Here is a 25,914-nt window from a genome sequence, read left to right as displayed (position 1 = left end):
CCCTTTCGGGGGGCAAGCAGTGATGTTGCAACTGTGGAAAAGAGCATTGCCGCCTTGTTGCGCTAGGTGCGGAGAGAGGCTTCCGGCTATGCAGCGGCTGATTTCGCGCCGCCAGCGGACTGGCGGCTCCTTGGCGGGGGACGCAAGTAAGCAGACACTCACCGAAGTCACGCGTGCTACGGGGCATTCCGGGGTCAGAAGCGGGCTGTGATTAAGCGTTGAAGTTTGACCCTTTTGGCGCGGAACGATGATGCTAGTCTGAGCAGGTTAACATGATGATCAAATCGCGATCTTTTCAGGCGTGACTAGAGTCAACCAGCCAGGGTGATATTGCTGGTCAAGTCAATAGACTGACTATCATGCAGCTGTAGCAAGTTTTACCCTCGAAGGTCACATTTCCCGGGATGACCGCAACCGTCAATCTTGAATGGGTATTCGGCCAACAATACATTGGGAGTTATCAACGGGACTGCGGGGTTGTATGCCTAAGAAGATTTTGACTGTTGGTTTTGATCTGGCCGGCGACGACATAGAGTTTGCGGCTTTCACTGAAAAGAAATCGCTTCTGGATTGGGACATCGTACTATTCCGACCAGACATGTCTGATTTCATCAGATACCAATACGATAACGGCGAGTACATGGGGAAGCTGGCCCTGAACGATCGCAAGTCGTTCGAAATGCGCGAGGCGAGCGCTCATTGGCGGCGGGAGATTGCCCAGGCGGTCGAAGCCGGAAAATTGGTGGTAGGATTCCTCCCGCCCCCTGTGGAGGTCTTCGCGGCAACCGGCACGAAATCTACGTCCGGTACCGGCCGCAATCAGAAAGTTACTCGACACGTCGACCTAGTCACGAGCTACGATTGTTTGCCTGTATCGCCACGCTGGACGGCAACGCAGGGCACTGCTATGACGCTGACCGCTGGCGCACGCGACTTGCTGGCTCCTTACTGGAAGCTGTTTGGGCAATCCTCCTATTACAACGTGGTCTGGGACAGCGACGCCAAAGGTGTATGTGTTCAAACTGAGCACGGACAGAAGCCTGTCGGGCTGTTCCTTAAGAGCAAGGTTTCCGGTGGTGCGCTTCTGCTCCTTCCGGACATGGATTTTATCGCCGAGGAGTTCTTCGCTGAGGATGAAGAGGAAGGTGAAGTCTGGTCGCCGGCAGGAGAACAATTCTGCGCGTCCCTGATTAGGGAAATTGTCTCGCTATCGAAGGCAATTGCCAGCGATGGTGAGAAAACGCCGCAGCCCGAATGGGCGTCAGCTGACGAATTCGCGCTCGCCCCGGAGATCGAGCTTCGCCAGCAACTGCTCCAGGCAGAGACAGAACTGGAGAAAGCCCAGCGCGCCAAGGAAGATCTATCCCGCAAGCTGGAGGATGCCGGGCAGCTACGCGCACTGCTCTTCGAGAAGGGCAAGCAGTTGGAAGCCGCGATCATCACTGCGTTGACGGTGCTCGGCTTCAAAGCAGAACCATATGAGGACGGGAAATCGGAATTCGACGCGGTCTTTGAGAGTGCGGAAGGCCGCCTCCTTGGTGAAGCTGAAGGCAAAGACAACAAAGCAGTAAATATCGAGAAGCTGCGTCAGCTGTCAACCAACCTGCACGAAGACCTTCAGCGCGAAGAAGTCAATCAGCCGGCCAAAGGCATTCTGTTCGGAAACGGCTATCGCCTGACGAAGCCGGGTGAGCGCGAGACCCAGTTCACCGATAAGTGCATCACCTCGGCCACATCTATGTCATACGGATTAGTTTCAACCGACCGACTGTACGCTGCCGCACAGTATCTTTCCGGTAATTCAGACGACGAATTTGCTCGCCGCTGCCGTCTGGCCATGATTGAAATGTCAGGCATCGTAAGATTTCCGGATGTTCCGGTCGCCGCGGGTGAGACTGCAGGTGATATTGAGGTAACCGAGTCTATCCTCGATTAGGCATTTCGCTGAGGGCGGCTTGAGATCGCCCGAATGCCGCCATTCAGATTGGGGATTCTGTTCGAATTCATTAATTAACGCACCATCAATACTAGGGCCGAAACTTCCACTTGAGGTATTTTCTCCCTGAAGCCGCATTGCTTGTTGCAAGTTTCAACGGGTGGATCAGGCCCAGCCCCTCATCCGCCCTGCCGGGCACCTTCTCCCCGCAAGTGGGGAGAAGGAGACGCCATCGTCAAACCGTCAAATCCCGGCTATACTCGCCGTTGCAATCCCGATCGGTCCACAACGGGGGTGGGACATGGTTGCTTACTGGCGTCTGAAACATGCGTTTCGCGATCTGCCGGAGCCGGAGCGGGGGCTTCGGCTGAAGGGGGCGATTGCGGGGCTGGCGCGGCTGAGGGCTTCGCTCGTGGAGAAGATACCCGAGCGCAAGGTCGGCAAGACGCTGCTGCTCGGCACCTGGAACATCCGCAATTTCGACGACAACCGCTTCGGCCACGGGCCGCGCCATCCCGAAAGCTTCTTCTATCTGGCCGAGATCATCTCCGCCTTCGACATTCTGGCGGTGCAGGAGATCTGCGTCGATCTGGCGCCGTTCGAACGGCTGATGGATACGCTCGGGCCGGCCTATGATTTCATCATGACGGATGTGACGCTCGGGCCCGGCGGCAACCGCGAGCGGCTGGCCTTCGTCTTCGACCGCAACAAGGTGCGCTTCAGCGGCATTGCCGGCGAGCTGGTGCTGCCCTTCGACGACCAGATTTCCGACGGCACGAAGCAGCGGCAATTCGCCCGCACGCCGTTTTCCTGCACCTTCCAGGCCGGCTGGTTCAAGTTCAACTTCGCGACCGTGCATATCTATTTCGGCGACGACGCGCCGAATTCGCCGCAATTCGAGCGGCGGGTGAAGGAGATCGACGCGGTCGCCAAGTTCATCGCCGCCCAGGCGAAGGCGGACAAGGAACGCGCCCATATCCTCGTCGGCGACTTCAACATCGAGGGCTACAAGGACCGGACCTTCGATGCGCTGGAAAAGCACGGCTTCGAGGTGTTTCGCAACAAGATCGGCTCCAACACCGACGAGACGAAATTCTACGACCAGATCTCCTTCATGCCCGACCCGAAGCGGGTGATGCTGGCCGACCCGGCATCGGAGAAGGCGCATGGCGTCTTCAACCCGTTCATTTCGGTGTTCCGGCCGGAGGATTTTCCGCTGTTCGACCGGGTGATCATCGACCTGACGGAACGTCGCAAGGCCGAGGCGCAAGCGGAGATCGCCGCGCTCACCGAGAAGCTGCAGAAGCCGGACCTGAGCGTGAGTGCCCGCAAGCGCGCCGAGGGGCAGAAGAAGACGGCGGAAAAGGCGCTCGCCCTGCAGGAGGCGCGGCTGGCCGATGCCGCGCTGCGCGAGGACTATTACCTCGAGGAATGGCGGACCTTCCAGATCAGTGACCATTTTCCGCTGTTCGTCGAACTGGACATCGATTTCGCCGACGAATATCTGGCCGGGCTGGCAGGCGCCGATTAGCGCCGCTCCACCCGGCAGCCGCCCTGCCGGGCACCTTCTCCCCGCGGGCAGGGAGAAGGAGACACTCCGGGTGATGCCACCCGTGTCTCTGAGGTTCGGCGCCGTCAAATTTCGCAGCCCTGCGAATGGCGTGCAGTGGTCAGTCATGCAAAACCCCCGAAGTCGGTTTCGACGTTCGGGGGTCAGCTTGATGAACACGGCATTCGTGTGTTCGTCTGCGAGATCTCCCAGGTTTCCCGGGATCTCCCGGTAGCGATTACTGAGTGGGCCTGCCGGCAGCGGTCAGACCCGCGGCAATACCGATGCTGCCGACCTTGAGCATCTTCTGGTTTGGCGTGCAGCTCCAGCTGGCGGCATCGTTGACGTCGCCCTTGCCGTCATAGGCTGCCATTGTCGGATAGGCGCAAAGCGGCATCGAACGTGTGACGGAGTTGTCCTCCTGCCGGCTTTCAGCCAACAGGCTTGTCGGTGCTTCGCCTTGCTCCACCCATTTTTCCAGGGCTTTCAGCGTGTTGAACTTGTCGGGACCGGTTCCGCCGCTGCAGTGGTTCATATCCGGCACCGTGAAAAGGCGCGCATCTTTCTGGAGTGCGTCATAACCGCCGTTTTCCTTCGCAAGATCATCGTAATAGCGAATGGTGCGGAAAGGGCTCAAGGCATGGTCGCCAAGGCCGTGATAGAGGATCAGCTTGCGCCCGGAGCCAAGAAACGTCTTGATGGTGTCGAGGTTTGTGCCATTGCCCTCGTTCGTTCCTTCAAGAAAACGCTCGACTGCCGCGCGGCTGATGGTGCCATCCGCCGTGACGCCGAATTTCCGAACGTCGAACTTCGGGTCCTTTTCGACAAAATACTGGATGACGTGATCGGAGAACGCCCATTCGAAGGGCGAGGGCGGGTTGCCGTTATTCCCCCATGGTTCGGCTGCGTTGATGTCATGCGGCGGTTCGTTGCCGGCCATGTATTTGGAGAACGTCTCGTTCATCGCAGCCGGGGAATAGCCAGGAAAGACCAGTTGTCTGTCGTCGGTGTAAAGCCCGGTGTAATAGGCGCGAAGTGCCTTGGCCTGATCCGGATTGAGGCAGGCGTCCGCTTGTCCTGGCTTGCAGATCAGGCTCGACGGATCGAAGGAACAGGCGGCGGGATTCTGGATCAATCCGTCTGTCACGCCATCGACAGGATCGCAGGCTTTGGTGATTGCACTGTTGATGACCGGGACCAGCGAGGCCGGGATATGCGCATCCTTCGTGGCAAGCTGCGCGATCTGGAAGTGCTGAATTTGCAGCATGGACGAAATGTCCATGAATGGAGCCCCCGCAATGATGCCGTCGAAATCGGAGGGGAAACGGTTTGCCTCCACCATGCCCATGCGACCGCCGGTCGAGCAGCCGGTGAAATAGGACCGCTGAATGGGCTGATCGTAGAAGGCGCGGACAATTTGTTTGGCGGTATCCGCAACATCATGCGTGGCCCGGTAGTTATAGTCGATCACCTTGGCGAGATCAGGCGTTCCATCCTTCTTCAGCGCCCATGTGGCGTCGAGCGAACTCTCGCCCTCGTGACCCATGTCGGTGGCGACCGTCGCGTAGCGGGATTCGAGCGCATATTGGATATCCTCGCCATTGCCTGAACCGCGAACGGAGCCCGCAAAGCCGCCATTTCCCAGCATCAGAAACTTGCTGTTCCACTTGGCCGGCAGACGCAGGCTGAACCTTGCAGACCCGGGCTCGACGCCGAAACCGCTTGTGGTGACGGAACCTTCGACGATGCAATCTTGCGCATTGCCCTCGCTGTCCAATGCGACTTTTGTGAAGGTTACGCTCTGCGGTGCAATTTTTTCCAGCATGGCTTGAGAGCACGCGTCCGCCGCCATGGCTGTGCTTGCGCTTCCAGCTGCACCAAGGGCGGCGAGAATGGTGATATAACGAAACTGTCGAGACATTACAGAAACCCCTATAAACTATTGAAATATAGGTGTTTCCATCCCCTTTCGCGGTTGCCCGCCCGGTACTTTTCTAATTATGAAACTTGGCCGGCTTCCTCTGTCGAAACCGGCGGCAATCCAGCAGAAAAATTTCAATAAATTCGACTGCATACAAATGAAATTTGCGATGAATTGGGGTGTATGTCAATTGTGTACGAACAGTATTTGGACTGTTCAGCGTGGCTGGCAGGCGCCGCGCTGCGCGAGGACTATTATCTCGAGGAATGGCGGACCTTCCAGATCAGCGACCATTTTCCGCTGTTCGTCGAACTGGATATCGACTTCGCCGACGAATACCTAGCGGGGCTGGCAGGCGCCGATTAGCGCCGCTCCACGCGGCAGCCGATGATGGCGTCGTACCACATGCGTCCGCGCCAGAAGAGGAGCGGGCCGACCCACCAGATGAGGCCGAGGAGGCCAACGACCAAAAGTACGACGTTGAAGAGGCCGAGTTCGGTCGGAACCGGCAGTGCTCGTGCCGCCGCGACGAGGCCCGGAAGGGTATCCGGTTTGGCTGAGGCGGCGAGAAACGTCGAGCCGAATACCAGCGCAAGGCAGCCCAGATAAGGCCAGAATTTCACCAGCTCCCGGGCGATGGCGGTCGTCACGTCCGGATGGTTGTCAAACTCGTATTTGCCATTCTCGATCACCTTCAGCCGCATCAGGCGCTTGCCCGGCGTCCGGCCGCTCAATCCGGTAAAGAGGCCGATAAAGATGGGGAAAAGGAACTGCGGCAGATAGGTGACGAACGTCCCGACGACCGGGTTCGGGAAGGCCGGCTGCCCATTGGGCATGACGAAAACGGAAAGGGAGCGGGTCTGGACGACGACGCCCTCCGTCAGGGTCGTGCCGCTGTGAAGTATTCGCCTTGGCGGAGCGAGAACGCCATTCACGCTGCAGACGGTGTGAAACCGAGTTTCTCCCTCTGCCAACGGCCAGAGGTCCTCGATCGTCTGGGTGAGCGGCTCCCTGAAGGCGGCGGGTTCGCAATGATTACCCCAGGGAATAAGGGCATTGTTGTAGAAGTGCACCGCCGGAACGGCAAAGCCCAGGACATAGAAGAAGATACTGGCCGCAGCACCCCACAGCATGCCGTCGATGATGAACGCAAAGAAGCGGCGGAACGCGAGGCGCGGCGGGACGAAATCCTGGTCGGACGGCATAGGGGCGGGGAGACTCCGGCGATTGATGTTGGTGCGACCATCGCGCAACCGGAGCGGGCAATAAAGTGTCGGTTCTTGCGGTCTGGCGTTGTGAGAACATTCATCATTGTCGCGTTGCGAGACAGGGCAAGACTTGGCACCGCATCCGTGGCAGGTGGTCGCGAGCCCCACATTGCGCTTGCCGGATCGTTCGGCCGTGCTATGTGCATGCCCGCGAATTCCTCAAGTCCCCGGAGCCCCGCGATGGCGTTCAGTTTTTCTCCGGCCTATCTCTGGCCGATCCTCATGTTGTGCGCGTCGAACGTCTTCATGACCTTTGCCTGGTACGGCCATCTCAAATTCCGCGGCGCGCCGCTCTATATCGTCATCCTGGTGAGCTGGGGCATCGCCTTCTTCGAATACTGCCTGGCGGTGCCGGCCAACCGCATCGGCTCCTACGCCTATTCGCCGGCGCAGCTGAAAACGATCCAGGAAGTGATCACGCTGGTGGTGTTCTCCGGCTTTTCCTATTTCTGGCTGAAGGAAAGCCTGACCTGGAACCACGCCATCGGCTTCGCGCTGATCGCGATCGGCGCGGGCTTCGTCTTCAAGGGGTAGGGCGGATTGCGCCGGACTAGCCGCGCCTGGCCACATGCGCGGCAAAGTCGGCGAGGAAGGCCTTGAGCTGCTCGGCGACCTTGTCGTCGGTGAGCTTGCCGCCGGCATCGAAGACGCTGCCGGCGCGCGAAACCATCAGGCGGCCGCCGGTCCACAGGTCCGTGCCGAGCGTGCGCATGACCGGCAGCCAGGCGTTCTGCGACAGGATGGTGCCGAAGCCGCCCGGCGAGGCGCCGATTATGGCGGTCGGCTTGCCCTTGAAGACGCGGGCGATATCGGCCGGCGGCCGCGACAGCCAGTCGATCGCGTTCTTGAAGACGCCGGGCATGGAGTTGTTGTATTCCGGTGTCACCAGCAGGAGACCGTCGGCGGCGGCGATCGCATCCTTGAGCGTGGCGACCGCGTCGGGAATGCCGTGTTCGGCCTCGAGATCGGCGTCGTAGAGCGGAATGCCGCGGATCGTGCCGGTCTCAAGCGTCGCGCCTTCCGGCATCAGGCCGGTGGCGGCGGAGAGCAGCGCCGTATTGAACGAGCCCTTGCGCAGGCTTCCAGAAACGCCGATCAGCTTCACCATTCCGTTCTCCTTCTGTCGTTGTCCCGCGGCTTTGCCGCACGGCATGTGACAGCAATACCGGCTGAGGCGGCTGCGTCAATCGCTGCCGTCTTTTCGGCGTATGGACCGAAGGTGGATCGCTTTGTCGCGGCCATTTTGTCGCAGTCGGTTGCCAGTCCACCGATTTGCCCCAATTGCTAATTGTTTCCTCCCGGAAACGCGGCCCGTCGCCCGACACACCTCCGCCCGTCACACCTCCGAAGGCGAGCCGGCACCCGCCGCCACATCGTTCTACATCCTTGTTCCATGCCCCAGTGGCGGCATCCGGAGAGCGCTCCGGCGTGCCGGCTGCAACAGGAGGAGTTTTGCCATGTCCATCGTGGACTCGCTCAGAGCGCTGAATCCGCAGCAGCGCAGAACCGTCATCGCCAGCTTCCTCGGCTGGACGCTCGACGCGTTCGATTTCTTCATTCTCGTCTTCGTCATCAAGCACATCGCCGACGAGTTCCATACCAGCGTTCCGGAGGTCTCGATCGCGATCTTCCTGACGCTGGCCATGCGGCCGATCGGTGCGCTGCTGTTCGGGCTTGCCTCCGACCGGTTCGGCAGGCGGGCGACGCTGATGGCCGACGTGGCCCTCTACTCGCTGTTCGAACTCCTGTCCGGCTTCTCCACCGGGCTCACCATGTTCATCGTGCTGCGCATGCTCTACGGCGTCGCCATGGGTGGCGAATGGGGCGTCGGCGCGTCGCTGACGATGGAGACCGTGCCGGAGGAATCGCGCGGCGTCGTCTCCGGCCTGCTGCAGGCCGGCTATCCGACCGGCTATCTGCTGGCCTCGCTGGTGTTCTTCTTCCTGTTCCCGATCGTCGGCTGGCGCGGCATGTTCTTCGTCGGCGCGCTGCCGGCGCTGCTGGTGCTCTACATCCGCCGCAACGTCGAGGAATCACCGGCCTTCATCGCCCAGCAGAAGCGCGGACGCGAGCCGTTCCTCACCGTGCTGAAGCGCAATGTGCCGCTATTCATCTGGGCCGTCTTCCTGATGACCGCCTTCAACTTCTTCAGCCACGGCACCCAGGACATCTACCCGACCTTCCTGGAAACCCAGCGCGGCTATGACAGCTACACGGTCGGTGCGATTGCCATCGTCTACAATGTCGGCGCCATCATCGGCGGCATCGTCTTCGGCGCCTTCTCGCAGAAGATCGGCCGCAAGCGGGCGATCGTGCTTGCCGCCATCCTCGCCATCCCGGCGTCTTGGCTCTGGGCCTATGCACCCAATGCCGTGCTGCTGGCCGTCGGCGCCTTCATCATGCAGTTCTTCGTCCAGGGCGCCTGGGGCGTGATCCCGGTCCATCTGAATGAACTGTCGCCCGACGAGGTCCGCGGCACGTTCCCCGGCTTCGCCTATCAGCTCGGCAATCTGCTTGCCTCCGGTAACGCCACGCTGCAGACGACGCTTGCCGCCCATTGGAACGGTGACTATGCGCTGGCGCTGATCGTCGTCGCGGTCGTGGTGGCCGTTGCCGTCGCGCTGCTGGCCGGCTTTGGCTACGAGAAGCACAACGTCGCCTTTGGCGAAGCCCGCGCCGCACCGGCCCCGGACATCGGGCACCCGGCCAGGAGTTGAATGACCTTGGGAGGAAAAGCAGCGGGAGAGCCCATCGGCCTCCCGCTGTTTTCGTGCATGCCGGGGGATGGTAGCCGGGCGGGGTCCTGTCGCGGGTCAGACCCGCGCGAAGGGCGGATGCCTGGAGACGCTCTCGTCCAGCCAGCGGTCGATGTCCTCGATCCGCATCGGCTTGCCGTAGAGATAGCCCTGCGCCAGACGGCAGCCGAGCAGGCGCAGCGTTTCGGCGTCTTCCACGGTTTCGACGCCTTCCGTCAGGACGTCGATGTCGAGAGCGCGTCCGGCGCTGATCAGCGCGGTCACAAGCGCCTGGTTGTGGCGGTTCGTTGTAATTCCGTTGACGAAGGAGCGGTCGATCTTCAGGCGGTCGATCTTGAAGCCGAGAAGATAGGCGAAGGAGGAATGCCCCATGCCGAAATCGTCGACCGCGAGCTTGAAGCCCGTCTCGTTCATCGCCTTCAGCTCGGCCTCGCTGGATTTCGTGTCGAGCAGCGCCTCTTCGGTGATTTCAACCTCGATCCTGTCGGGCCGCACGCCGTGGCGGTCGACTGTCTCCTTGAGCAGTGCAGAAGGCGAGTAGCTGGCGAATTCGCGCGGCGACAGGTTGACGGCGACGGTCGCATGGGCGAGGCCGCGCCGGTCGAGAAGGGCGATCAGCCGGCAGGCCTCGTTGGCCATCAGCCCGGTCAGTTCGCGCGAGTAGTGGACGACGCTTGCGGCATCGACGATTTCCGCCGGCTTGACTTCGCCAAACGCCGCACTGGTCCAGCGGACCAGCGCCTCAAAGCCGATGATCTCACCGGTGCCGATCACCACCTGCGGCTGGAAGACGGCGCGGATTTCGCCATTGGCGATCGCCTGTTCCAGGCTGGATTCGATCAGCCGCTCGCGCTGGATGCGATTGCAGAGCATGTCGTTGAAGGCCATGACGCGACGGCGTCCGCGCGCCTTGGCTTCGTAAAGCGCCATGTCGGCGAAGGTGAATAGGTCCGAGGCGTTCGATGCGTGCTCCGGATAGTGCGCGATGCCGACGCTGGAGCCGATGATGGCGCGCCGTCCGGCGATGGTCACGGGATCGGTGGCCCGGGTGACGATCGCCTCGGCCACCTGCCGGGCCCGGCCGGCCGCATCGGGGCCGGGGATGATAATGGCGAATTCGTCGCCGCCGAGCCGGCCGACAAGTTCGTCCTCCGCGACCAGTTCGCCGATCCGGTCGGCAAATTCGATGAGCACCCGGTCGCCGGCATGATGGCCGTAGATGTCGTTGATCGACTTGAAACGGTCGAGGTCGAGGATCAGCAGGGCGAGCGTGGACCTGTTGACCTGGCATTCGGCAACCATCTGCTTCAACCGGTCGTGAAAGACGGCGCGGTTGACCAGGCCGGTCAGCGGGTCGCGGTTCGCCAGGATCTCCAGCTTCGTATTCTTGCTCTGGATCTCGCTGTTGGCCAGGGACAGCGACTGGGCGAGGGAGGTTGCAGCCAGCGCGGCGCGCTGGCTCTTGAGATAGGCCTTCTCGCTGTTCAGGCTGGCGCGGATCATGAGGAACAGCAGCATCGTGGCGTTGATGCCGACGATGGTCTGCAGCATGTCGCCGATCCGGAAAAACGAGATGGCGGTCGCCAGAATGACGGGGCCGAAGAAGGCAAGGGCGTGGGGTGCATAGGCGGCGCTCTGGATCAACGCCCCGGCCGCCACCCCGGTGACGATGAAGAAGGCCTGGCCATGATAGGCGCCGGCCGTGGCGTCACCGAAGAACAGCGGAACCGTTGCCCAGCTGATGCCCGAACAGGCCGCGCCGGCGACGAGCACCCGCAACACCATTTCGGGACTGGTGGAGATGAGCTTCCGGCGTTTGCTGATGTGGACGAACAGGCAGCGAAGGGCGTTGATGGCAAGCACGCAGGCGAACCAGATGTAGATTTTCGACAGGTTGGTCTGGCTGCGCAGCACCATCACCAGCGAGAGGGCGATAAAGCTGTTGGCGAACAGCGTGAGGTGGATGTTGCTCGCGACCGCTTCCGCCTGAGCGGCTTTCAGTTTCCGCTGCAGATTTTCTACCTGGGTCATTCCGGATTTGCCGCCCGTTTCAAACGCATGCCACATTGATTGACCGTGCAAGGTCAATCGCAGTCACTACATGACCGGTGAACACTAGTCATTGATTAATAACAGTTTCTTAAGATTTTACCGCCTCCCCAGATATGGGGATGCGGGCGCCAAATGCCCGCAGCGCTGTAATTTGGTCGCATTTTTCGATAAAACTATCCGTGTGTGGGGGCATTTTTCGTCAATCGGGAGGCGAGCATTGCCCTTGGAATACGCGACACTTGCATCCATACGATTTGGCTTCGGTCGGTCTGCCACAGCGACGGGAGCCGCGAATGCGGACGGACTGCTCGCGGAATTGACGACGGCTTCTGCCGAGCCGCCACTGTTCATGCCGTCTGTCGAGGCCTACCGGTCGCGCGCCGTTGTGGCCGCCGCCGAGATGGCGGAACTCCAGCGTGCTGCCAGGGACGATCCGACGAAGCGCGTGGCCGTCCGGGATTACCGCAGGACGCTGGTCCAGGCTGGCCGCACGACATTGTCGCAGCGCCTGTTGCAGCCGGTCGTCTCGCCGAATGCCTTTTACGAGCGGCTCGTCGCCTTCTGGTTCGACCATTTCTCCGTCAGCACGGCCAAGAACCTGATGACGGCGGCCATGGTGCCGCTGTTCGAGGCGGAAGCGATCCGACCCAACGTCGCGGGCAGTTTCACCACCTTGCTGACGGCGGCCGTCACCCATCCCGCCATGCTCTACTATCTCGACCAGGCGACTTCGGTTGGGCCGGATTCGCTTGCGGTTGCCGAGGGCAAGGGCAAGCGCGGCATCAACGAGAACCTCGGCCGCGAGATGATCGAACTGCATACGCTCGGCGCCCATAGCGGCTATACCCAGACGGATGTGCGCCAGGCTGCGATGGTGCTGACGGGCCTGACCGTCGACCGCAAGGCGATGGAGGCCGTCTATCGGCCGAGGCTCGCGCAGCCGGGTGACTTCACGGTGCTCGACCGCGACTATGGCGGGGCCAGACGCCGGCTTGCCGACACGACAGACCTTCTCTCCGATCTCGCCGCCGATCCGCGCACCCGCCAGCATATCTGCCTGAAGCTCGCCAGCCATTTCGTCGCCGACGATCCGCCACAGTCTCTGGTCGGTGACATGGAGGCGGCGTGGGAGAAAAGCGACGGAGATCTGACCGAAGTCTACCAGGTGCTGCTGACCCATCCCGATCAGCTGAATGCGCCACTGACCAAGGCCAAGCGGCCGTTCGAATTCGTCGTCTCGGGGCTGAAGGCGCTCGACGTCGCTTCGTCGCCGCTGATGGCTGGCATGACCGAAGGAGACGATGCGGAGGCAATGGGCGGCGACAGCATGTCGATGATGGCGCCGCAGACGCCTGCGAACAACGACGACAAGCGCCGGCGCCGGCTGCGCAATCTGACGGTGGCAGCCCTCAACCGCATGGGCCAGCCGATCTGGAACCCCTCAAGCCCGGCCGGCTTCGGCGACCGCGCCGAGGAATGGATCAACGCCTCGCAGCTGACGGAACGCATCGCCTGGTGCCGCAACGCGGTGCAGCTTTTCGGCGGCGACCGCGATCCGCGCGCCTTTGTCGACGACGTGCTGGCGGATGCCGCCGGCGACAATACCCGCAAGGTCGTCTCGCAGGCGCCGAGCCGGCCCTACGGGCTGACGCTGGTGCTTGCTTCCCCCGAATTCAACCGTCGCTAGGATGATCGCCATGAACGCCATTCCCTTTTCGCTCACCCGCCGCGGTCTCTTGGCCGGCGCGTGCTGCGCGGCCGCTTCGCCGCTTCTGACCAAGGTGACATTCGCGGCCGCACCCGGTGACAAGCGCTTCGTCGCCATCGTGCTGCGCGGCGCGATGGACGGGCTCGACCTCGTGCAGCCCTACGGCGATCCGCTTTTGAAAACCTTGCGGCCCGATCTGGCGCTTTCGCCCGATGCCGGGCTAATTGATCTCGACGGCTTTTTTGGGCTCAACCCGGCCGCGGGCGGTCTCGCCGATTTGTGGAAGGCGAAGGAGCTGAGTTTTGTTCACGCGGTGTCGACGCCGTACCGCGACGGGCGCAGCCATTTCGACGGCCAGGATATCCTCGAGACCGGCGCCGAAGGCGTCAACGGCGAGCGGACCGGCTGGCTGAACCGCAGCCTGTCGGTGATCCCCGGCAGCGGCAAGGCCAACGCGATCGACGTCGCCGCGTCCTCGGAACTGATCCTGTGGGGCGCCAATCGCGCCGCCAACTGGTCCAGCGATGCCGACCTGTCGCTGAACGACGACCAGATCCAGTTTTTGAAGCGACTCTACCGGTCCGATCCCGCCTTCAGTGCGGCGATCGAAGAGGCGACCAGCGCCGACAAGTACAGCGACCTCCTGCGCGGCGGCGACAAGGGCAGGGGCGTTGCCGCAACCGCGCGTCTGGCGGCGGGCTTCCTCCTGAAGGAGTTCCGTATTGCCAGTTTCTCGATCAACGGCTGGGACACGCATTTCAGCCAGAAGGCGCAGTTCCAAAAGGTGGCCGGCGATCTTGCCGAGGCGATCACCACGATCAAGGCGACACTCGGTCCGGACGTCTGGTCGAAGACGGTGGTGGTGGCGATGACGGAATTCGGCCGCACGGCCCGCCAGAACGGTACCGGCGGCACGGACCATGGCACGGGCGGCGTGGCGGTGATGGCGGGCGGCGCCATTCCCGGCGGACGGGTGATCGGCAAATGGCCGGGCCTCGACGACGCGTCGCTGTTTGAACAGCGCGACCTGATGCCGACCGCGGACGTGCGCGAGGTGGCGGCGGCCGCCCTTTACAAGCAGTTTGGCGTCAATGCCTCGGCGCTCGGCCGCGACGTCTTTCCCGGCCTGCAGTTTTCCGGCAGCGCGCCCTACATTTGAGCGGCGTAAGGCCGGTCAGCCGGCCTTCTTGCGGTCGAGCGCCTCGATCATCTGGCGGACATCGGCCGCCGCTGCGGCGACCGCTTCGGCGGTGCGTCCGCGCACGACGATCTCGGTGAAGAAGCGGTTTTCCGAAAAGCGCGGATAGGAGCCGATCGAGGTGTCGGGATGGGCCTTCTGGATATCGCCCAGCGGGCCGCCGATATCGCCTTCGCCATGCGGGCAGGGGATGGCCTCCGACAGCATCTTCGAGCCGGTGGCAAGCGTCGGCACGACGGCATCGAGCATCGCCTCGAACACCGACGGCACGCCGGCCATGACATGCACGTTGCCGATGATGAAGCCCGGTGCTGTGGAGACCGGATTGGGGATATGGGTAGCACCCTTCGGCATGCGCGCCATGCGCTTGCGGGCATCGGTGAATTCGAGGCCGCGGCGCTCGTACATGGCGCCGAGCAGTTCCATCGCCTTCTCGTCGTGGACGCAGGGCAGGCCGAAGGCCTTGGAGATTGCATCCGCCGTGATGTCGTCATGGGTCGGGCCGATGCCGCCCGAGGTGAACACATAGGTGTAGCGCGCCCGCAGCGCATTCAGCGCCTCGACGATCGCCTCCTCGTCGTCGGCGACGATGCGCACCTCCTTCAGGTCGATGCCGGCAAGCGTCAGCACCTCGGCGAGGTGGCCGATGTTCTTGTCCTTGGTGCGGCCGGAAAGGAGTTCGTCGCCGATGGCGAGCATGGCGGCGGTGACGACGGTGGCAGTGGTCATGAAAAGCGTCCTGATGAAGTGTTGCGCCATAGGTAGCGCCGTTTTGCCGATTTGCAAATGCGGCATGGCGACGGGGCATCGCTGGACAGTCGCCGGGGGCAATCGCCGGGCAAAGACGGTCGAAAGGCGACGAAACGGTGCGCGCAAGTGAAACTTGGCGGTGCCGGTGTGAACAGTCCGTCACCAATTGCGCCTCTTGGAATGGCGCGCGGAAACCCTAGATTGCCGTCGACACGTCTCGACCCATACAGTTCTGACAACGAAGGATATTTGCAAATGGCAAAGGTACTGGTTCTCTATTACTCCGCATACGGCCACATCGAAACCATGGCCTATGCCGTCGCCGAAGGCGCCAAGTCCGCCGGCGCCGACGTCACCGTCAAGCGCGTTCCGGAACTCGTCTCCGAGGAAGTCGCCAAGGCCTCCTACTACAAGATGGACCAGAAGGCGCCGATCGCCACCCCGGCCGAACTGGAAGAATACGACGCCATCATCTTCGGCGCCGGCACCCGCTACGGCACGGTCGCCTCGCAGATGCGCAACTTCGTCGACCAGACGGGTGGTCTCTGGGCCGCCGGCAAGCTGGTCGGCAAGGTCGGCTCGGTCTTCACCTCCTCGGCCACCCAGCATGGCGGCCAGGAAACGACCATTCTCGGCTTCATCCCGACCCTGATGCACCACGGCATGGTCGTCGTCGGCCTGCCATACGCCTTCCAGGGCCAGATGGGCCTGGAAGAGATCAAGGGCGGCTCGCCTTACGGCGCTTCCACGATCACCGGTGGCGACGGCTCGCGCCAGCCCTCCGAAATCGAACTGGATGCCGCCCGCTACCAGGGCGCCCACGTCGCCAAGATCGCCGCCAAGCTTTCGGCATAAGCGGACCGCGAACAGCCCCACGCCACAGTCAGGCCGGGAAGCTCAAGGGCTTTCCGGCCTGAATTGCCATTTCCGAGCGATGGCGGCTGCAAGGTCGATGTCGTGTGCGCGGGCAAAGAGCAGCACATGGCCGATGAGATCGGCCGTCTCGTCGGCCAGCGCCGATTTGAGCTCTTCCGCCGTACGCCCCTTGGCCGGTGAACGCCCGGTGACCCGGTTAAACACCTGCGTCAGTTCCCCCAACTCTTCCTGCAGCTTGAACACATGCCAGTCCGCGTCGCGCGCGATGCCGTTCTTCTCGGCATAGGCGGAAGACGCCGCCTCGAACATGTCCATCAATTGTTTGAGCATGGGTGCTCCGATTTTTTGTTTCCTGTTTGTTCTATTGTTGGTTGTCGAAGGAGATTCGTCAAGCGTTTTACCGGGGAGTGGGTGAGACCTGCCGACGCCGCACGACCAAGGTCGAGGGATTTCGAAACTCTCAATTTCAAATTTGCAGCTAATAAGAAAAATTACTGATATCAATTTCTTCTATGTCGCCTTTCAGTTGATATTTGGCAATTCGATCTAATTCTCCCAAGACTCGTCCTCTGAATTCGGTGTCGTCAAACCATTTTTCGGGCTGCGATGAGAATATGTTTACGGGATAGGCTACAACGCGATTGATCTCGGGCCAATTTTTTCTGATCGTCATCATATATCGCCTCATCGAACTTATTTTTCCGACTATGGCAATGGAATCGATATTGCTCTCCAACTGAAATAGAACGCTCCTGCTCATAACGACATTATCGTATGTATTATTGGAGTTCGGCTCCAGAATAAGGGCATCTGGCGGAAGGCCACGGTTTAGCAGGGCGGATTCTATAATTTTGGCCTCTGTAACAGGATTGCCCATGGTAGCCCCGCCGGAGATAATTATCTTTTCGAAGGCCCCCTCGCTGAAACATCTGTGAATTACCTCTACAAATTCATCTACCCCGTGACGTGTGCCAAAAACCAAGCAATACCGGCACGTGACTTTCGCGGTTGCCGGTGCGACGTAAGACAGTATTTCTTTCCAGATTTCGTTCATGAAGCACTCGCGAAGATTGAACTAAATGTGGCGCCGATCTACCACACGATAGCGTACGACGGAGATTGCGCTATCCCGTATGACTTCCTGCATGAAGAAATTTGCGAATGGCGGTGGGCGTTTTTGAGGCGCAATCTTTGTGGAGCAAAGTGGCAATGCCCATCGGGGTCTGGAGACCTAACTGGGCGGATCGGATATGTGTTATGGCGCTAGTTCCCGCACCGTCTTAGGGCAAATTATCAGCTTTCCAATGGGGCTGCGAAATGTGTAAGCGCTGTCTGTAGCCTCGCATGTTTCCGGAAATTCTGGTTCTGAAGCGAGACACTTTGCATCAATAGTGTAATTCGCTCTCTTAGGTGAACTTCACTCTACGTCGAGTGGCGGAGACGACGCATCAAGTTGGTGCGGACGACGGGGGTCGAACCCGTACGACCAAGGTCGAGGGATTTTAAGTCCTTGTTGGATATAAATAAGTGTATGATTTTTTTATTTAAAATGTAAGTGACTTTCGTGTGTGTCCGCATGTGTGTCCACAAATCCCACCTGACAGCATGCGTTCGGACACAGCGTTGTCCATGGACGACCAGTCCGACGCTATCCGATAGAGGTATTTCTCAATGGCACGGACTTTGCGCGCACGCACGACGCCGGCGTGTTCAGCCTTAAAGAACATCTGTGCTGAGCAGGTTGCACATTGACGAACGACACATGAGGGATCGGACGACACTCTTATCCGGTTCGTCAGTGGTTTCGGAGAGAATCCTGTTCTCCAGATCTGCCAGAATTCCAAGCTGCAATTTGATAATTCTGAGCTTTTGCGGAGTGATATCGGTTTCGTGGATATCTGCCGCATCCAATGAGGCACTAATCTCGGACAACCGACCGAGAACATTGCTCTGAAGGTGACTAAGCTCTCCATTTACGTCAAATGAGTCTGGTCCAACCTCTTTTCCAAGGTCATTTGAATCCTTGCCGGTCCAAAATGTTAAGTCAAACCACTGCGCCCTGGTGGACCCGGATAATGTCACTTTGTCGAGATGCAGTGATTGGGACAAATCCAGCACCGCAGTTACCAATGCTGAGTATGCCGCAAAGCTCTCTCGCCATGGTAACTTATGACGATCGATTTGCCTTCTTTGTCGGGCAAGCGAGGAGAACTTCAGCATCAATTCGTCGATTTGATCTGCTAGCACATCTGAAACTCCTGAGGCGGTCACCCGGCTCATGGCTTCATCAAACCGATCTAGAGCATCGTCCGTTCGCAGCCGAGCTTCAGCGAGGGCGGCATTATTCTTCAGTGAAGGGTTGAGGCCGAACCGCAGTGCCCGGAAACGTTCGGCTTGAAGTTGCTGGGTCATGTCTGCAAATGCAGTGGTCCGGAGGTCGGCCGCAAGGTTCATTTGGGCATAATTTGCCGACTCCGACAGCCTGAAAGCTTGCGGCAATGACAAGAGACAAATCGTGAGCGGAAGTGCAGCGGCCCACCCAATATGGCGGGCGTAGCCACGGTTGGTCTGCCTCATTTCAGTTTACCGATATGGAAAAGGGATATCGCTATGCTCATAGAGGTTTTAGGTTAACGAAGTGTCAATGGCGGCCACGCTCGCGCCGGGACGGGGAAACTCTTAGGCATTGACGGAGTGCAAAATCCGCCGCCTTCCGAGGAGATTTTCAGGGCAAGTTCCGGGCAAGCTATGACGCTTAGTGTCGATGCTTGGGGAACGGCAATGGACGTGTCATCTGATGGCACACCTCATTGTTATCAGGGTGGCGCGGCGGCGTGTTCATCCCGTGTGAACGGTGTTTATCGGACAATCCGATGAAGCATCCAAGGCTGGCTCTTTCCGAACATTCGATGACATCGCGGCTCTGACCAGCCGGGTTGATGAGTGCCATTCCCCCGAGCGCTGATCGCGTTCGGTGTGCGCATTCAACATCCCGCCGTTTGCGCAATAGATCCGTGTGTCTTCGGTTACCTCTGGCGAACGCGGGAAAGTCATGGCGACGGGCACATCAAACAGCGGCAAGAAGGCGACCGTCACCGGTATCTCGGAGATCACCGCGTCGTCCTACACCGACATTATTACCGTCTCCCGGCAGGTGACAGGTGGCTATATCGATCTCGGAGCTGGCAAAGACAGTCTGATCCTTTCGGATGCGGGCCCAAATACACTGACACTGGCCAATATTGAAACGGTGACGGGCGGCAGTCAGTCTGACGTCGTCACCCTCGATGGCAAGGTGACATCGACAACAATCGATCTCGGGGATGGCACCGACTACCTCTATCTTTCCGATCAGGGCGCGACGCTGACCGTTGCCAACGTCGAATTCATCACAGGCGGGGAGAAGTCGGATCGCATCACCGTCAGGACGCAAATGACTGGTGGCCTGTTCGACCTCGGCGAGGGCGGCGACAGCGTATTCCTTGCCAACTACGACAATACCCTGACGGTTCGCAACGTCGAGACCATCGTTGGTGGCCAATCATCCGATACCATTGTCGTTCAAGGCGAAGTCACGCGCGGTTCGATCAATCTCGGCGCGGGCAATGACACGGTCTATCTCGGCAACGGTACCAATACCTTCAATATCAGTTCCGTCGAGACATTGATCGGAGGCGCGGGAGACGACCGCATCTCCATGGCGGTATCAGCCTCCGGTGCCTACGTTGACCTTGGCGCGGGGTCGGATTATCTCGCTCTGACGGCTGGCAATAACCGGCTGACGGTCGCCAATATCGAAACGGTGATCGGCTCTACCAGTACCGACACGATCACAGTGGCTAGCCAAGTGACCGGTGCGCTGTTCAATCTCGGCGCTGGCTATGACGCTCTGACGCTCGGCAACTTCGACAACTCGCTGACCGTTGCGCTGATCGAGTCGATCAACGGTGGCACGAGTTCCGACTACGTGCTGATCTCCAACCAGACGACCGGAACTTTCCTCGATCTTGGCGCCGGCAACGATACGGTCATGATGTATTCGGGCGGGACGATCACTGCCCGCAATATCGAGACGATTCTCGGGGACGCCAGCGCTGACTATGTGATCTTCGACCGGCAGGTGACCGGAGCCTACATCGATCTCGGCAAGAACAAGGACCGGGTCAAGTTCGGCGACTATGACAACACGGCAACCATCGCCAATGTGGAAACGATTACCGGCGGCAAGTCGGCGGATACCGTCATTCTTTCCGGTGAGTATACCGGCGGAACCATCAGCCTCGGTCGTGGTAACGACACGCTCATCTTCAGCGATCTCGGAGCGACCGTGACGGTCGCCGACGTCGAAACGGTGATTGGCGGGGCCGCGGACGATGTCGTCCAGTTCGGTGGAACGGTCGACAGCGGCTTTATCGATCTTGGCGGCGGAAATGACGTCCTCAAGCTTTCCGGCAATGTGACCGTGACCGTCGCCAATGTTGAGACCATCACCGGCTCAAGCGGGACCGAGAAGATCTATCTGTCTGCTCCGTTCGACGGTGAGATCGATCTTGCCGGAGGCAACGATGCCGTCATCATGGCCGATGGTGGCAATACGATTACCCTGTCGGCAGTCGAGACAATTACCGGCGGCGGCGGCGATGACGTCGTCACCATCGCCAAGGTTGGAACCACCACGATCGTCGATCTCGGCAACGGCAACGATACGCTGAAGATCGGTGACAATGGCGCATCGCTGTCGGTTGCCAATGTGGAAAAGATTATCGGGGGACGCGGCGACGACACCATCGTTTTTGCCGGCGCTGCCGCAGGTGTGATGCTGGACCTGGGCGATGGCAACGACACCGTCATCCTCGCCGACAAGAACAATACGCTGACGGTCAGCAACGTGGAAACTTTGACCGGCGGGCGTTCCAACGATGCGGTGACCTTCGGATCGGAAGTGACCGGCGCCTACATCGATCTCGGCAAGGGTAGCGATTTGCTCACCTTCTCGGCACAAGGAGCGACGGTCACCATCGCCAATATCGAGACCGTTATCGGCAGCAGTCGGGAAGATGTGGTCACTCTCGCCACATTCACGACGGGAACCTACATCGACCTTGGCGGCGGTGAAGACGAGCTCATTTTTTCCGACCTCGGCGGCACGGTCACGGTTGCGCATGTGGAAAGCATTCGCGGTGGAGCCGGCAACGACAGGGTCACACTTTCGGACGGCGATACCGGCTATATCGCGCTTGGCGATGGAGCAGATACGCTCATCCTGTCTGCCGGCGGCAACACGGTGACGGTTTCCGGAACGGAAAGCATCATCGGCGGCGGCGGCGATGACGACGTCACGATCAGCGATGCGATAACCGGCGGGATGATCAAACTCGGGGCGGGAACCGACACGCTGCGGCTTTCCGAATTCGGGGCAACTATCTCCGTTGCCGGAATTGAATCACTGATCGGGGATGCAGGATCGGATGTCATAACCTTTGTCGAGCAATATACCGGTGGCGTGATCAACCTGATGAGCGGTGATGATCAGGTCAGATTTGGTAATTTTAACAACACCGCAACCGTCCAGAACGTCGAAACCGTCAAGGGCGGTACGCTCTCTGATACGGTCACCCTCGAAGGAACCTATGAGAGGGGCTACATCGATCTTGGCAGCGGCAACGACAAGCTTATCATCGGTTCGGCAGGCGCGACCGTGACGATTGCGGGCGTGGAAACGTTGGTCGGTTCGTCCGGCGACGACGACATCACGATCGACGGCTCGATTGCCGGGGCGGTGATGGACTTTGGCGAGGGCATGGACAGGCTCAGCTGGACCGGCGGCCTGACGGCAACGGTCTCGAACCTGGAGTCGATTTCCGGCGGCGCCTATGCCGACCGCATCACGCTTGCAACGCAAATGACCGGTGGCTACATCGACCTCGGCGACGGCAACGACAAACTCGTTCTCGCAAACGTGATCAACACGGTGACGATCAGCAATGTCGAGACGGTCATCGGCGGCGCGACCGACGATCTTGTCGTCATCAACTCCGAGGTATTTGCCGGACGCTTGGATCTTGGTGCGGGCTACGACGAGGTGAGGCTCGCCGCAGGATCGAACACGGTGACGCTGACCGGGGTGGAAACCGTGCTGGGCGGCAGCGGGGCAGATCGCGTTACCATTCTCGACGCGGCGAAAGGGATCGAAATCGATCTTGGCGACGGCAACGACACGCTCATCCTCGGCAACTACACGAACACGGTTTCTGTCTACTCCGTGGAATCGATCCTTGGCGGGTCCAATGCGGACACGGTCTATGTCGAAGACGAAGTGACCGGTGGCCAGTTCAACCTTGGTACCGGCATGGACAGCATCTATTTTGCCAAGGGAGCGACAGCCACACTGACCAGTGTCGAGACCATCCGAGGTTCCGGATACTCCGACGATATCACGATTTCCGGGACCTTCAGCGGCGGGCCGATCGATTTGGGTGCCGGCGAGGATTATCTGACCTTGTCTTCGGCATCGACGCTGACCGTCTCCAATGCCGAACATATCACCGGCAGTTCCGGTGCCGATTTCATCGTGCTGAGAGGAAACGGATCGACCATTGTGGATCTGGGAGCGGGCAGCGACACCATCATCTTCGGCGACGGCATCGACACTGTGACGGGCGGCGCGGGAGCGGATATGTTCACCTTCACCTCTACCAGCCAATCCAATGCCGCGGCGGCCGACAAGATCACCGACTTCGTCGCCGGAACCGACAAACTGGTGTTTTCGGGGCTCCTGTCGGGAACGTTCAATTGGCTCGGCGGTTCGACGTCCCTGTCAGGCACCGGCAATTCCGAGGCCTATTTCGTGAATTCGAGTCATACCTTGATTGTCGACGTTAATGGGGACGGCGTTGCCGACATGCAATTGACGCTCGCTGGGGTGTCTTCGTCGGATCTGTCGGCAACCGATTTCAAGTGGAGCTGAAATTTGATCCGGCCTCATATCAAAAGCTCTTTGAACGGCCAGCTTCCATTGACGTTTGCGCTCAAAGTCAGATCGGGTTTTTGCTGGCGGTGTGGGTTTCGATGCCCTCGATGGCTTCCAGCATGTCGGCCAGAACCGGGCCGACCTTGCGTTTGACCATCAGAAAACCCGCACGGCGGATTGTTCGATGTCGTTGCGGAGCATCGGGTGGAGGCTGCTGCGGGTCGTCACATCGACCTCGACGGACAGTTCTTCCTCCAGCAGTTGCTTGATGCCGACCAGGTCCAGAAGCGAGAACCGGCGTGCCGGGTCATAGTCGATAAACAGATCCAAATCGCTGGAGGCCTGGGCCTCGTTGCGGACCGTCGATCCGAAAATATACAGGGCCGTCACGCCCATGCCTTTCACGGCATGGGCGTGCTGCTTGAGTTTGCGAATGGCGTCCGACCTGTTCATACCTACAACTTATATCATTTCGCGCGAGCCATCCAGATTTCTTCACTGACGTCCGCGGGGCCAAAACCTTTCAGGGCGGGAGAGGTGCGCGAGGAGAGGGGAACGGGGTTCTCCTCGCCCCGGCACCTGCCGGGTCGACCCCGGCGGGTGCCGGTCCGCGCCGGTGGCACGGAACACAACAGCCCGAGCGGAGGGCTCGGGCTCTTGATTACAGATCGGTGCGGTTGGTCAGGCCATGTCGCCTTTTCCGCGCAAGACGGGCGGCAGCCAGTCCTTACCCGCCAGCTGCTTTTCAGCCTCGGCAACGGCATCGGCCTTCGGTGCCTTCTCCACCGCTTGGACTGTCTCGGGGGTACATCCAGCGTCGGCCAGTACCTCCGCAATCGTCCCCTTGTTCAGGCGGCAGAGGAAGGTGGCGTCCGCCTGCCAGTGTTCCCGCATGTCGAGACCGACCGCCTCCGCAATCCGCTCGGCATTGTCCAGCCGCGCCTTGCTGTGGTCATGCTTGGCTTTGACGGCATTGAGGTTGGCGGCGGCGGTGAACGCGAGCAGGTCCAGCAGCTTGTCGGTGGACTGCTGCAACAGCCACTCCCACAGGTCCGCCGGTTGGCCGGGCAAGGTCTCGCCCCACGCGTCCTTCATCGCGTGCCATGCCGCAAGCGCACGGGCCTTTTCCGGTTCCTTGATGGCGGGAGCGAGGTCGCGGCGCTGGCCGCTGACCTCCACCGCCGTATCGAACATGCCGTAGCCGGATTGGAACAGGCGACCGGCCAGCGGATAGAGCAGGGCGGCAAGAGCCACGGCGGGACGGTTGGCAAGTTCCAGCCGCAGGGCGGCAGTGCGGATGGCGGTCAGTTCCTCAACCAATGCGGCGGAATACCCCGCATCGGGCTCGGTCGGCGTCGCCGGTGCCACGCTGTCGGGTTCGTCCGTGTCACCGTCCTGACCACGGCGCAGGCGCTCCAGCGCGTCCCGATCCTCGTCCTTCACATAGCCGCGACCGACATACAGGCTGCCCGCGTGGTCGATGCCAAGGATGCAGCCTGCCAGCGCCTGCTCCTCACCATCATAGCTCTTGGCCGCGTTGCGGATGGCCGTTATGGCAGCCTCGATGTCGGCCAGTCGCCGCTCGTCGTCCGCGATCGCGGGATCACCCTCGGCATAGGCTTCGATCTGCGCCTGCAGGGCATCGTACTGCGCGCCGAGGTCCGCAAGTTCGGCCTGCTCGGCCTCGGTTGGCTCACGCATCTGCGGGTAGATGCGCCCGTGGCCGCTGCTGTAGCTGGCGGAGGCGTTGAGGGTGGTTTCCACCCACTTCCAGCCTTCGCTCCGGTAGGATTCCGCCGCCGTCTCCAGAGCGTCCAGAGCAAGCCGCGCCAGCAGGGGCTGGTCGGTCAGATAGCAGCCGGTTTCGTCGGCGAACAGGTCGCGGAGAACGGTGCCGCCAGCGGCTTCATAAACCTCCAGCCCCACGAAACGGGCCAGCCGGTCGGTGCTGCGCGCATGTTCACGCGTCAACAGGGCGCGCAGGCTGCGCGGGTCGCGGTTCCATGCCGGAGCCTCGAACCAGACCCGTTCCTGCTCTTCGTGGTCGTTGCTGATGGCGAGTGCCCGTGCCTGCTCGATCGTGATGCCATCCTCGCGCATGACGTCCAGCACCTTGGGCGAGAGGTTTGCTAGTTTGAGGCGCTGGCGCACGGTCAGGACGGATTGTCCGAACCGCGCGGCGATGGTTTCCGGTGCCATGCCGGTTTCGGCAAGGTCACGGTAGGCGAGGATTTCATCGACGACGTGCATGGCCTCCCGCTGGACGTTTTCCGCCAGCGAAAGCTCTGTATCGCTGTCGGCGTCCCGCACGTTGCAGGGAATATCGACATCCGCCGCCAGCCGCCCTTCCTTTGCCAACAGGCGCAACGCCGCAAGGCGACGGCCACCCGCCACAACCTCGTAGCGGCCCTTTTTCCCCTTGCGGACGGTCAGGTTATGCAGAAGCCCATGAGCTTCAATGCTGTCGGCCAGTTCCGGCACGCCCGCCGTACCCCTGATGCGGCGCACATTGGCGCCGCTCGGCACCAGCCGGTTCAGCGGAATGGCTTCCACGGCGTGGCGCATGTTGATGTTTTGCTCGACCGCCGCCGCAGCGGCGTCTTGAGGATTGATGATGTTCATGGATTTTGTCCCTTCACTTTGGTTGATGGGACAGGGAAACAGGACCCCGTCCTGCTTCCCGGGGCCGCGCGAGTGGTGGGGTTGGAAGGGGACAACAGGTCTTCGCGGGGACCCGGCTGCACGGACCGCAGCGCAAGCGAAGGGACGGAAGCTGGGCGGAAGATCCTGTTTGGGGGAGAGAAGGGGCAACGCCCCTCGGCCCCCTTGTCGATGAAATGGCTTTGACGTTCTCAATAGTAAGTGGATGTTTGTTTTCGAACGCGCCGCAATGCGCGGCACTTGAGAGGTACAAATACGGAAGGGATATG

Annotated in this window: 19 protein-coding genes; 9 read left to right on the top strand and 10 right to left on the bottom strand. The window is 60.5% G+C overall.

Annotation, left to right across the window (positions count from 1 at the left end; translation table 11 throughout):
- Nucleotides 1-481: 481 nt before the first annotated feature.
- Nucleotides 482-1,936, top strand: coding sequence for a hypothetical protein (locus ACU5AY_RS09190; RefSeq protein ID WP_446828833.1), 1,455 nt, complete (start codon nt 482-484; stop codon nt 1,934-1,936).
- Nucleotides 1,937-2,237: 301 nt separating this feature from the next.
- Entirely contained in the window at nt 2,238-3,467 is a 1,230-nt protein-coding gene (locus tag ACU5AY_RS09185) for an endonuclease/exonuclease/phosphatase family protein (RefSeq protein ID WP_446828832.1), read from the top strand.
- 256 nt (nt 3,468-3,723) lie between these two features.
- Here the strand turns inward: ACU5AY_RS09185 and ACU5AY_RS09180 are convergent, their stop codons facing one another.
- Nucleotides 3,724-5,310 carry a tannase/feruloyl esterase family alpha/beta hydrolase gene (locus tag ACU5AY_RS09180; RefSeq protein WP_446828831.1) on the bottom strand — a complete coding sequence of 529 codons (1,587 nt, stop codon included), beginning with the start codon at nt 5,308-5,310 and terminating at the stop codon, nt 3,724-3,726.
- A 303-nt stretch (nt 5,311-5,613) separates the two neighbouring features.
- Here ACU5AY_RS09180 and ACU5AY_RS09175 point away from each other — a divergent pair, with 303 nt between their 5' ends.
- Nucleotides 5,614-5,772, top strand: coding sequence for a hypothetical protein (locus ACU5AY_RS09175; RefSeq protein WP_446828830.1), 159 nt, complete (start codon nt 5,614-5,616; stop codon nt 5,770-5,772).
- Here ACU5AY_RS09175 and ACU5AY_RS09170 read toward each other — a convergent pair.
- The gene (locus ACU5AY_RS09170) at nt 5,769-6,611 is read right to left on the bottom strand and encodes an RDD family protein (protein ID WP_446828829.1); all 843 of its coding nucleotides are present in this window, start codon (nt 6,609-6,611) and stop codon (nt 5,769-5,771) included. The genes ACU5AY_RS09175 and ACU5AY_RS09170 overlap by 4 nt on opposite strands.
- 243 nt (nt 6,612-6,854) lie before the next feature.
- Between ACU5AY_RS09170 and ACU5AY_RS09165 the strand changes: the two genes are divergently transcribed.
- Entirely contained in the window at nt 6,855-7,208 is a 354-nt protein-coding gene (locus tag ACU5AY_RS09165; RefSeq protein ID WP_446824447.1) for a DMT family protein, read from the top strand.
- Between the two features lie 16 nt (nt 7,209-7,224).
- Here the strand turns inward: ACU5AY_RS09165 and ACU5AY_RS09160 are convergent, their stop codons facing one another.
- Nucleotides 7,225-7,782 carry an NADPH-dependent FMN reductase gene (locus tag ACU5AY_RS09160; protein ID WP_446828828.1) on the bottom strand — a complete coding sequence of 186 codons (558 nt, stop codon included), beginning with the start codon at nt 7,780-7,782 and terminating at the stop codon, nt 7,225-7,227.
- A 349-nt stretch (nt 7,783-8,131) separates the two neighbouring features.
- Between ACU5AY_RS09160 and ACU5AY_RS09155 the strand changes: the two genes are divergently transcribed.
- On the top strand, nt 8,132-9,391 hold the full coding sequence (locus ACU5AY_RS09155; protein WP_446824445.1) for an MFS transporter: 1,260 nt from the start codon (nt 8,132-8,134) through the stop codon (nt 9,389-9,391).
- Between the two features lie 96 nt (nt 9,392-9,487).
- Here ACU5AY_RS09155 and ACU5AY_RS09150 read toward each other — a convergent pair whose 3' ends face one another.
- Nucleotides 9,488-11,461: a putative bifunctional diguanylate cyclase/phosphodiesterase gene (locus ACU5AY_RS09150; RefSeq protein WP_446828827.1), complete on the bottom strand. Its 1,974-nt coding sequence runs from the start codon at nt 11,459-11,461 to the stop codon at nt 9,488-9,490.
- Nucleotides 11,462-11,663: 202 nt separating this feature from the next.
- On the opposite strand from ACU5AY_RS09150, the gene ACU5AY_RS09145 reads away from it, so the two are divergent.
- Together ACU5AY_RS09145 and ACU5AY_RS09140 are read left to right on the top strand one after the other, a co-directional pair.
- A complete protein-coding gene (locus ACU5AY_RS09145; protein ID WP_446828826.1) occupies nt 11,664-13,169 on the top strand; it encodes a DUF1800 domain-containing protein in 1,506 nt (501 codons plus the stop codon).
- Between the two features lie 10 nt (nt 13,170-13,179).
- A complete protein-coding gene (locus ACU5AY_RS09140; protein ID WP_446828825.1) occupies nt 13,180-14,349 on the top strand; it encodes a DUF1501 domain-containing protein in 1,170 nt (389 codons plus the stop codon).
- Between the two features lie 15 nt (nt 14,350-14,364).
- Here the strand turns inward: ACU5AY_RS09140 and ACU5AY_RS09135 are convergent, their stop codons facing one another.
- Nucleotides 14,365-15,117: a competence/damage-inducible protein A gene (locus tag ACU5AY_RS09135; protein WP_446828824.1), complete on the bottom strand. Its 753-nt coding sequence runs from the start codon at nt 15,115-15,117 to the stop codon at nt 14,365-14,367.
- A gap of 276 nt (nt 15,118-15,393) precedes the next feature.
- On the opposite strand from ACU5AY_RS09135, the gene wrbA reads away from it, so the two are divergent.
- Entirely contained in the window at nt 15,394-15,993 is a 600-nt protein-coding gene (wrbA, locus tag ACU5AY_RS09130; RefSeq protein ID WP_446828823.1) for an NAD(P)H:quinone oxidoreductase type IV, read from the top strand.
- A 42-nt stretch (nt 15,994-16,035) separates the two neighbouring features.
- Here wrbA and ACU5AY_RS09125 read toward each other — a convergent pair whose 3' ends face one another.
- The 3 genes from ACU5AY_RS09125 to ACU5AY_RS09115 all read right to left on the bottom strand — a co-directional run bounded on the left by ACU5AY_RS09125 (nt 16,036) and on the right by ACU5AY_RS09115 (nt 18,591).
- Nucleotides 16,036-16,344, bottom strand: a complete 309-nt coding sequence (locus ACU5AY_RS09125; protein WP_446828822.1) for a pyrophosphatase — start codon at nt 16,342-16,344, stop codon at nt 16,036-16,038.
- Between the two features lie 148 nt (nt 16,345-16,492).
- Nucleotides 16,493-17,068 carry a YdcF family protein gene (locus tag ACU5AY_RS09120; RefSeq protein ID WP_446828821.1) on the bottom strand — a complete coding sequence of 192 codons (576 nt, stop codon included), beginning with the start codon at nt 17,066-17,068 and terminating at the stop codon, nt 16,493-16,495.
- Between the two features lie 662 nt (nt 17,069-17,730).
- Nucleotides 17,731-18,591, bottom strand: a complete 861-nt coding sequence (locus tag ACU5AY_RS09115) for a nitrate- and nitrite sensing domain-containing protein (protein WP_446828820.1) — start codon at nt 18,589-18,591, stop codon at nt 17,731-17,733.
- Between the two features lie 475 nt (nt 18,592-19,066).
- Here ACU5AY_RS09115 and ACU5AY_RS09110 point away from each other — a divergent pair, with 475 nt between their 5' ends.
- Complete coding sequence (locus ACU5AY_RS09110) at nt 19,067-22,981, top strand: beta strand repeat-containing protein (RefSeq protein WP_446828819.1); 3,915 nt, start codon at nt 19,067-19,069, stop codon at nt 22,979-22,981.
- Between the two features lie 159 nt (nt 22,982-23,140).
- Here the strand turns inward: ACU5AY_RS09110 and ACU5AY_RS09105 are convergent, their stop codons facing one another.
- Nucleotides 23,141-23,437, bottom strand: coding sequence for a nucleotidyltransferase family protein (locus ACU5AY_RS09105; protein WP_446828818.1), 297 nt, complete (start codon nt 23,435-23,437; stop codon nt 23,141-23,143).
- A 228-nt stretch (nt 23,438-23,665) separates the two neighbouring features.
- Nucleotides 23,666-25,606: a ParB/RepB/Spo0J family partition protein gene (locus ACU5AY_RS09100; RefSeq protein ID WP_446828817.1), complete on the bottom strand. Its 1,941-nt coding sequence runs from the start codon at nt 25,604-25,606 to the stop codon at nt 23,666-23,668.
- Nucleotides 25,607-25,914: the final 308 nt, after the last annotated feature.

Source organism: Rhizobium sp. PAMB 3174 (assembly GCF_052908375.1).
Note: the sequence above shows the minus strand (reverse complement) of the source record. Positions and strands in the feature narration are given on the sequence as shown.

Coding starts and splice junctions, on each gene's coding strand:
- ACU5AY_RS09120 (WP_446828821.1), bottom strand. CDS start 17,068: ATGAACGAAATCTGGAAAGAAATACTGTCTTACGTCGCACCGGCAACC.
- ACU5AY_RS09135 (WP_446828824.1), bottom strand. CDS start 15,117: ATGACCACTGCCACCGTCGTCACCGCCGCCATGCTCGCCATCGGCGAC.
- ACU5AY_RS09180 (WP_446828831.1), bottom strand. CDS start 5,310: ATGCTGGAAAAAATTGCACCGCAGAGCGTAACCTTCACAAAAGTCGCA.
- ACU5AY_RS09170 (WP_446828829.1), bottom strand. CDS start 6,611: ATGCCGTCCGACCAGGATTTCGTCCCGCCGCGCCTCGCGTTCCGCCGC.
- ACU5AY_RS09125 (WP_446828822.1), bottom strand. CDS start 16,344: ATGCTCAAACAATTGATGGACATGTTCGAGGCGGCGTCTTCCGCCTAT.
- ACU5AY_RS09140 (WP_446828825.1), top strand. CDS start 13,180: ATGAACGCCATTCCCTTTTCGCTCACCCGCCGCGGTCTCTTGGCCGGC.
- ACU5AY_RS09100 (WP_446828817.1), bottom strand. CDS start 25,606: ATGAACATCATCAATCCTCAAGACGCCGCTGCGGCGGCGGTCGAGCAA.
- wrbA (WP_446828823.1), top strand. CDS start 15,394: ATGGCAAAGGTACTGGTTCTCTATTACTCCGCATACGGCCACATCGAA.
- ACU5AY_RS09190 (WP_446828833.1), top strand. CDS start 482: ATGCCTAAGAAGATTTTGACTGTTGGTTTTGATCTGGCCGGCGACGAC.
- ACU5AY_RS09110 (WP_446828819.1), top strand. CDS start 19,067: ATGGCGACGGGCACATCAAACAGCGGCAAGAAGGCGACCGTCACCGGT.
- ACU5AY_RS09105 (WP_446828818.1), bottom strand. CDS start 23,437: ATGAACAGGTCGGACGCCATTCGCAAACTCAAGCAGCACGCCCATGCC.
- ACU5AY_RS09165 (WP_446824447.1), top strand. CDS start 6,855: ATGGCGTTCAGTTTTTCTCCGGCCTATCTCTGGCCGATCCTCATGTTG.
- ACU5AY_RS09150 (WP_446828827.1), bottom strand. CDS start 11,461: ATGACCCAGGTAGAAAATCTGCAGCGGAAACTGAAAGCCGCTCAGGCG.
- ACU5AY_RS09155 (WP_446824445.1), top strand. CDS start 8,132: ATGTCCATCGTGGACTCGCTCAGAGCGCTGAATCCGCAGCAGCGCAGA.
- ACU5AY_RS09115 (WP_446828820.1), bottom strand. CDS start 18,591: ATGAGGCAGACCAACCGTGGCTACGCCCGCCATATTGGGTGGGCCGCT.
- ACU5AY_RS09160 (WP_446828828.1), bottom strand. CDS start 7,782: ATGGTGAAGCTGATCGGCGTTTCTGGAAGCCTGCGCAAGGGCTCGTTC.
- ACU5AY_RS09185 (WP_446828832.1), top strand. CDS start 2,238: ATGGTTGCTTACTGGCGTCTGAAACATGCGTTTCGCGATCTGCCGGAG.